The organism is Streptomyces kunmingensis, from assembly GCF_039533535.1.
Classification (GTDB): domain Bacteria; phylum Actinomycetota; class Actinomycetes; order Streptomycetales; family Streptomycetaceae; genus Streptomyces; species Streptomyces kunmingensis.
Genome location: NZ_BAAATS010000024.1, coordinates 17,438 through 27,448, shown reverse-complemented (window position 1 = coordinate 27,448; position 10,011 = coordinate 17,438). Strand labels below are relative to the sequence as shown.

The 10,011-nt window shown below is 74.7% G+C and carries 1 protein-coding gene; it reads left to right on the top strand.

Translation table 11 applies throughout. The annotated features are described in order from the left end of the window. Positions 1 to 29 precede the first annotated feature (29 nt). Positions 30 to 10,010 carry a type I polyketide synthase gene (locus ABD366_RS27940; RefSeq protein ID WP_344442680.1) on the top strand — a complete coding sequence of 3,327 codons (9,981 nt, stop codon included), beginning with the start codon at positions 30 to 32 and terminating at the stop codon, positions 10,008 to 10,010. Position 10,011 lies beyond the last annotated feature (1 nt).

Here is a 10,011-nt window from a genome sequence, read left to right as displayed (position 1 = left end):
TCCGGACGAGGGGAAAACCGATGAGTCCCATGAATGAGGAGCGGCTGCGCGACTACCTCAAGAAGGCGACCGCCGATCTGCAGAGGACCCGTCACAAGCTCACGGAGTACGAGCAGAAGAGCTCGGAGCCGATCGCGATCGTCGGGATGAGCTGCCGCCTGCCCGGCGGGGTCACCTCGCCCGAGGACCTGTGGCAGCTGGTGGCCGACGGCACCGACGCGGTCGCGGAGTTCCCGTCCGACCGCGGCTGGGACCTGGAGTCGCTGTACGACCCCGACCCCGACCGGCCCGGCACCTGCTACTCCACACAGGGCGGATTCCTCTACGACGCGGCACAGTTCGACGCCGAACTGTTCGGTCTCAGCCCCCGCGAGGCCCTGGCGACCGACCCGCAGCAGCGGCTGCTCCTCGAAGCCTCCTGGGAAGCGCTGGAGCGCGGCGGGATCAGCCCGTCCTCGCTGCGCGGCAGCCGCACGGGCGTCTACGTCGGTGTGATGTACAACGACTACGGCGGCCGCGTCCGGCAGCCGCCGCGCGGCCTGGAAGGCTATATAGGCAACGGCAGTTCGCCGAGCATCGCCTCCGGCCGCGTCGCCTACACCCTCGGCCTCGAAGGGCCCGCCGTCACCCTGGACACGGCGTGCTCCTCCTCGCTGGTCGCCCTGCACCTGGCCTGCCAGGCGCTGCGGGCGGGGGAGTGCACGCTGGCGCTGGCCGGCGGCGTCACCGTCATGTCCACCCCCGTCACCTTCATCCAGTTCAGCCGGCACCGCGGCCTGGCACCCGACGGGCGCTGCAAGTCCTTCTCCGACGACGCCGACGGCACCGGCTGGTCCGAGGGCGTCGGCCTGCTCGCTCTGGAGCGGCTCTCCGACGCCCGGGGCAACGGCCACCCCGTACTGGCCGTGATCCGGGGCAGCGCCATCAACCAGGACGGCGCCAGCAGCGGCCTGACCGTGCCCAACGGACCCGCCCAGCAGCGGGTCATCCGCCAGGCGCTGGCCGGCGCGGACCTGACCCCGGCCGACGTGGACGCCGTCGAGGCGCACGGCACCGGAACCCGCCTCGGCGACCCCATCGAGGCACAGGCACTGCTGGCCACCTACGGCCAGGACCGGCCCGACGGCCGGCCGCTGTGGCTCGGCTCGCTCAAGTCGAACCTCGGCCACACCCAGGCCGCCGCCGGAGTGGCCGGCGTGATCAAGATGGTGCAGGCGATCCGCCACGCCCGCCTGCCCAAGACCCTGCACGTGGGCGAACCCACCCGGCACGTCGACTGGTCCGCGGGCGAGGTCCGGCTGCTCACCGAGACCCGGCCGTGGACCGGCGCCGACCGCCCCCGCCGCGCCGCGGTCTCGGCGTTCGGCGCCAGCGGCACCAACGCCCACCTGATCCTGGAGCAGGCCCCCGGCCGGCCCGGCGAGCCGGAGTCCGGTGACCCGGCCGGCAGCGGGGATGCCCCCCGCACGCTGCCCCTCGTCCCCTGGGTGGTGTCCGCGAAGACCTCCGAAGGACTCGCCGCCCAGGCACGCCGCCTGCTCTCCGCGGCGGCCGGCCCCGACCCCCAGGACATCGGCCTCGCGCTGGCCACCACGCGCGCACCCCTGGAACGCCGTGCGGCGGCGGTGGGCACGGACCGCCGGGAACTGCTGGCCGCGCTGACCGCCATCGCCGACGGCGCCTCCGGACCCGGAGTCGTGTCCGGACAGCCCCTCGGCGGCCCCGTCGCCTTCATGTTCAGCGGTCAGGGATCGCAACGCGTCGGAGCAGGGCGGGAGTTGTACTCCGGCTACCCCGTGTTCGCGCGGGCCCTCGACGAGATATGCGCGCACTTCGACCCCGGCTGCGACGTCCCGCTGAAGACCGTCATGTTCGAGGACACCGGCCTGCTGGACCGTACCGAGTACACCCAGCCCGCCCTGTTCGCCCTCGAAGTGGCCCTCTTCCGCCTCCTGGAGTCCTGGGGCGTACGGCCCGACCACCTCATCGGCCACTCCATCGGCGAACTCGCCGCCGCCCACGCCGCGGACGCCCTGTCCCTGCCGGACGCCTGCCGGCTGGTCGCCGCCCGCGCCCGGCTGATGCAGGCGCTGCCGGGCGGCGGCGCCATGCTCGCCCTGCGCGCCACCGAGGCCGAGGTCACGGGACTGCTCGGCGAGCGCGTCTCGATCGCCGCGGTCAACACGGCGGACTCGGTGGTGCTCTCCGGCGACGAGGACGAAGTACTGCGCGTCGCCGCCGAGTTCGGCGGCCGCGACAGCCGGCGCCTCGCTGTCAGCCATGCCTTCCACTCCGCCCACATGGACGGGATGCTGGAGGAGTTCCGCGCCGTGGCCCGCAGCGTGGAGTACCGCAGGCCGGCCGTCCCGGTCCTGTCCAACCTGACCGGGCGGCCCGTCGAGGAGTTCACCGCCGAGCACTGGGTGCGGCACGTGCGCGAAGCAGTCCGCTTCGCCGACGGCATCGACACCCTGCGCGCACTCGGCACGGCCCGGTTCGTCGAACTCGGCCCCGCCGGGCCGCTGTGCGCGGCCGTCGCCCCCGGCCTGCCGGACGCGGCGGTGGCCCGGCCGCTGCTGCGCCGGGACCGCCCCGAGCCCGAGACCCTCACCGAGACGCTCGCCCACCTCTGGACCCGCGGCGTCCCCGTCGACTGGACCGCCTTCTACGCGGGCACGGGCGCCCGCCCGGCCGAGCTGCCCACCTTCGCGTTCCAGCACCGCCGCTACTGGCTGGACGTACCGCTGTCCGGCCACGACACCACCGCGGGCCACGCCGTCCTCGACACCCGGATCGAACGCGCCGACGCGGACGGCTTCGTCCTCGGCGGGGAACTCTCCGTCGCCACGCACCCCTGGCTGGCCGACCACCGGGTCGCCGACCGGATCCTGGTCCCCGGCACCGCCTTCCTGGAACTCGCGCTGCGCGCCGGCACCCAGATCGGCTGCCCCCGCGTCGACGAACTCGTACTGGCCGAACCGCTGGTGCTCGACCCCGACGACCGGATCACCCTCCAAGTGGTGATCGGCGAAGCGGACCCGGCAGGGCACCGCCCCGTCACCGGATACGCCCGGCCCCGGTCCGGCCGCACGGACCAGCCGTGGACCCGGCACTTCTCCGGCACCCTGACCGCGGCCGCCGACCCGGCCGAACCGGCCGCCGCCGACTGGCCGCCGGCCGGCGCGACCCCCCTGGACATCGGCCCCCTCTACGACGAACTCGCCGCGGCAGGACTGGAGTACGGCCCACTGCTGCGCGGACTGCGGGCGGCCTGGCAGCTCGGTGACGAGATCCACGCCGAGGTCGAACTGCCCGAGTCCCAGCAGTTCGAGGCCGAACGCTTCGAACTGCACCCGGCGCTCCTCGACGCCGCCCTGCACGCCTCCGCCCTCGGCGGCGACGCCTCCGCCGGCGCCATCCCCTTCACCTGGTCGGGCGTCAGCGTGCACACTCCCGGCGCCACCGGCCTGCGTGTCACGCTCGGCCGCTCCGGGCAGCGCTCCCTGACCCTGCGTGCGACGGACGCCGCCGGAGCCCCGGTCGTCTCCGTCGACGAACTCCTCGTCCGCCCCCTGCCGGGCGAACGGCTGCGCTCCGCGCCACGCCACCGCGACACACTGTTCCGCGTCGAGTGGGTGGAAGCGCCCGCCGGGCCCGCCCCCGCCGGCGCCCCGCCCGAGGTCGTGGACCTGCCGGGCGGCCCCGCGCTCCCGGCCGACCCGCACGAGGCGGTGCGCGAGGCCCTGCACCGCACCCTCGCCCTGTTGCAGGAGCGGCTCGCCCGGCCGGACAGCGAGGACTTCACCCCGCTCGTTCTGCGCACCCGCGGCGCCGCCCTGCTGCCCGGGGAGAGCGGCGACGTCGACCCGGTCGCCGCCGCCGTCCAGGCCCTGGTGCGCTCGGCACAGTCGGAGAACCCGGACCGCTTCGTCGTCGTGGACACCACCGGCGACCCCGACCTTCCCGTCGGCCGGCTCCCCTACGACGAACCGTCGTTGCTGTGGCGTGACGGCCGCTGGTACGTGCCCCGGCTCGCCCGGACCGCGCCCCGCGCCGAGGAGCGGCCGCCCGCCTTCGACCCCGACGGCACGGTCCTGGTCACGGGAGCCACCGGACGCCTCGGCCGCGCCCTGTGCCGCCACCTCGTCGGGACGCACGGCGTCCGGCACCTGCTGCTGACCAGCAGATCGGGGCCCGGCTCCGCGGAAGCCGCCGAACTGACCGGGCTCGACGCCGACGTACGACTCGTGGCCTGCGACGTGGCGGACCGGGACGCGCTGGCGCAATTGCTCGCCACGGTGCCCGAGGACCGTCCGCTGACCGCGGTCGTCCACCTGGCCGGCATCCTCGACGACGGCATCGTCCAGTCCCTGACCCCTGAGCGGATCGACGCCGTACTGGCCCCGAAGGTCTACGGCGCGCTCAACCTGCACGAACTGACCCGGGACCTGGACCTCTCGGCGTTCATCCTGTTCTCCTCGGCCGCCGGCACGTTCGGCGGGCCGGGCCAGGGCAACTACTCCGCCGCCAATGCCCACCTCGACGCACTCGCCGAACACCGCCGCCGCCAGGGGCTGCCCGGCCTGTCGCTGGCCTGGGGCCTGTGGGAGGGCCAGGACGGCATGGTCGGCGGGCTCAGCGACGTCGACCTGCAGCGCGCCGCAGGCCTCGGCGTGCTCAGCCTGAGCGGACCCGAGGGACTCGCCCTGTTCGACACGGCCCTCGGCAGCCCCGACGCCACCCTGGTGCCCGCCGCGTTCGACTTCCCCGTCCTGCGCCGACAGGACGGCAAGCAGGCGATGCACGCCCTGCTGCGCGGCCTGGTCCGCCACGAGAAGCCCGGCACGACCGGCACGACCGGCACGACCGGCACGACCGGCACGACCGGCCGGGCCGCCCGCCCGGCCCGCATGATCGATCTCGTACGGGCCACGGTGGCGACCATCCTGCGGCACTCCTCGGCGGGCGCGGTCGACCCCGACAAGGCCTTCTCCGAGCTCGGCTTCGACTCGCTGATGGCCGTCGAACTGCGCAACGCGCTCAGCGAGCAGACCGGCCTCAGACTGCCCGCCTCGGTCATCTTCGACCAGCCCACCCCGGCGGCCCTCGCCGCACACCTGGAGTCCGCCGCCGGCGGCCCCACGGCCGGCCGCGCGCACCGCACCGCCCCCGCGGCGTTGGCCACCACCGGCGCCGACACCGAGCCGATCGCGATCGTCTCCATGGCGTGCCGGCTGCCCGGCGGCGTCGAAAGCCCCGAACAGCTCTGGGAGCTGGTGCTGCGCGGCGACGACGCCGTCGGCCCGATGCCGGACAACCGGGGCTGGGACCTCGCCGCGCTCTTCGACCCGGACGCGAACCGGCCCGGCACCAGCTACGCCAGTGAGGGAGGCTTCCTCGACGACGCCGACCGGTTCGACCCCGCCCCGTTCGGGATCTCGCCGCGCGAGGCCCTCGCCATGGACCCCCAGCAGCGGCTGCTGCTCGAATCCTCCTGGGAGCTGTTCGAACGCGCCGGTATCCCCGCCCGCTCCCTGCGCGGCACCGGCACCGGCGTCTTCATCGGGCTGATGTACACCGACTACCCGTCGCTGCTGCACGGCCGCGCCCACGACCTGGAGGGACACCTCGGCACCGGCACCGCGGGCAGTGTCGCCTCCGGCCGCCTCGCCTACACGTACGGCCTCGAAGGACCGGCCGTCACCGTCGACACGGCCTGCTCCTCGTCCCTGGTGTCGCTGCACATGGCGGTCGCCTCGCTGCGCTCCGGCGAGTGCTCCCTCGCCCTGGCCGGCGGTACCACCGTGATGTCGACACCCACCGTGTTCGTCGAGTTCAGCCGCCAGCGCGGACTCGCGTCCGACGGCCGCTGCAAGCCGTTCGCGCAGCACGCCGACGGCACCGGCTGGGGCGAGGGCGTCGGCCTGATCCTGCTGGAGCGGCTCTCCGACGCCCGCCGCAACGGGCACACCGTCCTCGGTGTCGTCCGCGGCTCGGCCGTCAACCAGGACGGCGCCTCCAACGGCCTCACCGCTCCCAACGGCCCCTCCCAGCAACGCGTCATCCGCCAGGCCCTCGCCAACGCCCGGCTGGACGCCGCCGACATCGACGCCGTCGAGGCGCACGGCACCGGCACCCCGCTCGGCGACCCCATCGAGGCCCAGGCCCTGCTCGCCACCTACGGCCAGGACCGGCCCGGGTCCCCGCTGCTGGTGGGCGCCCTCAAGTCGAACCTCGGGCACACCCAGGCCGCGGCCGGTGTCGCCGGAGTCATCAAGACCGTCCTGGCCATGCACCACGGCGTCCTGCCGAGGATCGTGCACCTGGACGAACCCTCGTCCCGGGTCGACTGGGAGTCCGGCGCCGTACGGCTGCTCGGGCAGAACCAGGACTGGCCGGACACCGGACGGCCCCGCCGCGCCGCCGTGTCCTCCTTCGGCATCAGCGGCACCAACGCCCATGTGGTCCTCGAGCAGGCACCCGACGCCGACGCCCGGCCCGACGCGGACCGCGAACCGCCCGCGGCCGTCGCCTGGACACTGTCCGCGCCGAACGAGACCGCCCTGCGCGCCCAGGCCGGCCACCTGCTGCCCGCCGTACGCGAAGCGGACCCCGTCGACGTCGGACTGACCCTCGCCACGGTCCGGTCCTCCTTCGAGCACCGCGCGGTGCTCGTCGGCGCCGACCGCAACGAACTCCTCGAGGGGCTGCACGCGCTGGCCGCCGGAGAACCCGTGGCGAGCGTCGTCGAGGGTGTCGCCCGCCCGGCCTCCCGCCCGGTGTTCGTCTTCCCCGGCCAAGGCTCCCAGTGGGCCGGCATGGCGGCCGGCCTCATCGACGCCTCACCACGGTTCGCCCGCAGCATCGCCCGCTGCGAGTCCGCGCTCGCCGAGTTCGTCGACTGGAAGCTCACCGACGTCCTGCGCGCGGCACCCGGCGCACCCGGCCTCGAGAGCGACGACGTGGTGCAGCCCGCGACCTTCGCCGTCACCGTCTCACTGGCCGAACTCTGGCGCTCCTACGGCGTCGAACCTGCTGCCGTCGTCGGCCACTCCCAGGGCGAGATCGCCGCCGCCTGCTTCGCCGGCGCGCTCACCCTGCGCGACGCCGCCCGGGTGGTGTGCCTGCGCGGCAGGGTGGTCACCGCGCTCGCCGGACTCGGCGGCCTCCTCTCGGTGGCCGCACCGCAGGACCGGGTCGAGGAACTGCTCGGCGCGTACAAGGGCCGCCTGCACATCGGAGCGGTCAACAGCCCCAGCTCGGTGGTCGTCTCCGGTGACGCGGACGCGCTGGAGGAGTTCGCCGCCCTCTGCGCCGGCCACTCCGTCCGCACCAGGACCGTGCCGATCAACTACGCCTCCCACTCCCCGCACGCGGACGCCGTCGAGGCCCGCCTCGCGGAGGTCCTCGCCCCGGTCGCCCCGGCCGCGCCCGAGGTGCCGTTCTTCTCCACCGTCACCGCGGACTGGGCCGAAGGACCGGTGTTCGACGCCGCGTACTGGTTCCGCAACCTGCGCATGCCGGTACGGTTCGCCGAATCCGTGCGGGCGCTCGCCGACGCGGGATACGGGCCGCTGATCGAGGTCAGCGCCCACCCGGTGCTGACCGGCGCCGTCGAGGAGACCCTCGCCGCAGGACAGGACCAGGACGGTCAGGACACCACGGCCGCCCTCGGCTCGCTGCGCCGCTTCGACGGCGGCCTCGACCGCTTCCTGCGCTCGGTCGGCGAGGCCCACAGCGCGGGCGTGAGCGTCGACTGGACCCAGGTCTTCGAGGGCACCGGTGCCCGCCGGATCGCCCTGCCCCCGTACGCCTTCCAACGCCGCCGGTTCTGGCCGGAGTTCGAGAAGGCCGACACCGCGGCCCCCGAACCCTTCGAGGCCGAGTTCTGGCAGGCCGTACGCCACCAGGATCTCGCCGCGCTCGCCGACCACACCGGCCTGGACCGGGACGAACTGGAGCCCGTGCTGCCCGCGCTGTCCCGCTGGCACACCGGGCGCCAGGCCCGCTCCACCCTGGACGGCTGGCGCTACCGCACCCGGTGGGAGCCGGTACCGGCCGCGCAGCCGTATCCACTGGCCGGGAGCTGGCTGCTGCTGCGCCCCGCCGACGGGCACGACCGCTTCGCGGACACCGCCGCCCGGGCCCTGGAACAGGCGGGCGCCGATGTCGTCGACGTACGGGCGGACGCGGGCGACGACGCCTCCGGGCTGGCCCGCCGGATCAGGGACGCGCTCGGTGACCGCGGCCTCGCGGGTGTCCTCGGGCTCACCGGCCTCGACGAGACCCCGCACCCCGGGCACCCCGCCGTGACCACCGGACTCTCCACGGCCCTGACCGCTGTGACAGCCCTGGCCGAACTCGACCTGGAAGCCCCGCTGTGGCTCGCCACCACAGGTGCCGTGGACACCGGCCCCGGCCGGCCGCCGCGCCACCCCGCGCAGGCACTCCTGTGGGGCGCGGGCGTCGTCCTCGGCCTCGATCTGCCCCGCCGCTGGGGCGGACTGGTCGACCTGCCGGACGAACTCGACGACGACACCGCCGCCCGACTGTGCACCGTGCTCGGCGGCGCCACCGGCGAGGAACACCTCGCGGTCACGGCGGACGGCGTACTGGCACGCCGCCTCGTCCGGGCCCCTGCCGACGGGCCGGCGACACCCTGGCGGCCACGGGACACCGTGGTGATCACCGGCGGCACCGGGGCGCTCGGCAGCCGGGTGGCACGCTGGGCCGCCGGCGCGGGGGCCGACCGGATCGTCCTGGTCAGCCGCCGCGGCGAGGCCGCCGACGGCATGCCCGAACTCCTCGACGACCTCAGCGATCTGGGCGCCGACGTCCTCGTCGCGGCCTGCGACCTGGCCGACCGGTCCGCCCTCGGCGACCTCTTCGCCAAGATCGGCGCCGACGGCCCGCCGGTCCGCGCGGTGCTGCACGCCGCGGGAACCAGCGGACGTGAACTGCCCGCGCACGAACTGACCCCCGCCGAACTGGCCTCCGTCCTCGCCCCGAAGGTGACCGGCACCCGCAACCTCGCCGACCTCACCCACGATCTCGACCTCGACGCCTTCGTCCTCTTCTCCTCCGGCGCCGGCACCTGGGGCAACTCCGGACGCATCGGCTACGCCGCGGCCAACGCCCACCTCGACGCGTTCGCCGCCGAACGCCGCGCCGCCGGCCTGCCGTTCGTGTCGATCGCCTGGGGCGCCTGGGACGGCGGCGGCATGGTCGACGTCGACACCGCCGCCCATCTGCGCAGGCTCGGCAACCGGCAGATGGACCCCGAACTCGCCGTCGCCGCGCTCGCCGACGCCGTCGGCCGGGGCGAGCACAACCTGGCCGTCGCCGACATCGACTGGCGGGCCTTCGCCCCCGCCTACAGCGCCACCCGCCACCGGCCGCTCATCCTCGGCGTACCCGAGGCCCGGCAGGCACTCGCCGACTCCGAGGCGGTCGCGGCCGACGAGAGCGACAGCGCCACCGCCCTCGTACGCGAACTGTCCGCACTGGACGACGCCGAACGCCAACGCGTGCTGCTGGACCGGGTCCGGCGCGAGGCGGCCGTGACCCTCGGCCACGACTCGGCCGCCGAGCTCCAATCCGACCGTTCCTTCCGGGACCTCGGCTTCGACTCGCTGACCGTGGTGGCCCTGCGCAACCGGCTGTCCGCGATCACCGGCCTGAAACTGCCGACCACCCTGGTCTTCGACCATCCCACCTTCCCGGCCCTCGCCCGCTATCTGACGATCCGGCTGTTCGGCACCGGCTCCGAGGCGGCCGCCCACAGCCCGGAAGAAGCGGCCACCTGGTCCACCCTGCACACCATTCCCCTGAGCAGGCTGCGCGAGACCGGCCTGCTCGACGCCCTCCTCGAACTGGCCGCCGCCCCGCAGCAGGCCGCGGCACCGGAGCCGGACACCGAGGCCACAGCCGTGGAACGCATCGACGACATGAACGTTGCCGACCTCGTCGAGCTGGCACTCGGCACCGACCTCGACGTACGGGACAACTGAC

Bases quoted from the DNA above. Each gene is read 5' to 3' on its own strand.
- ABD366_RS27940 (WP_344442680.1), top strand. From the start codon at position 30: ATGAATGAGGAGCGGCTGCGCGACTACCTCAAGAAGGCGACCGCCGAT.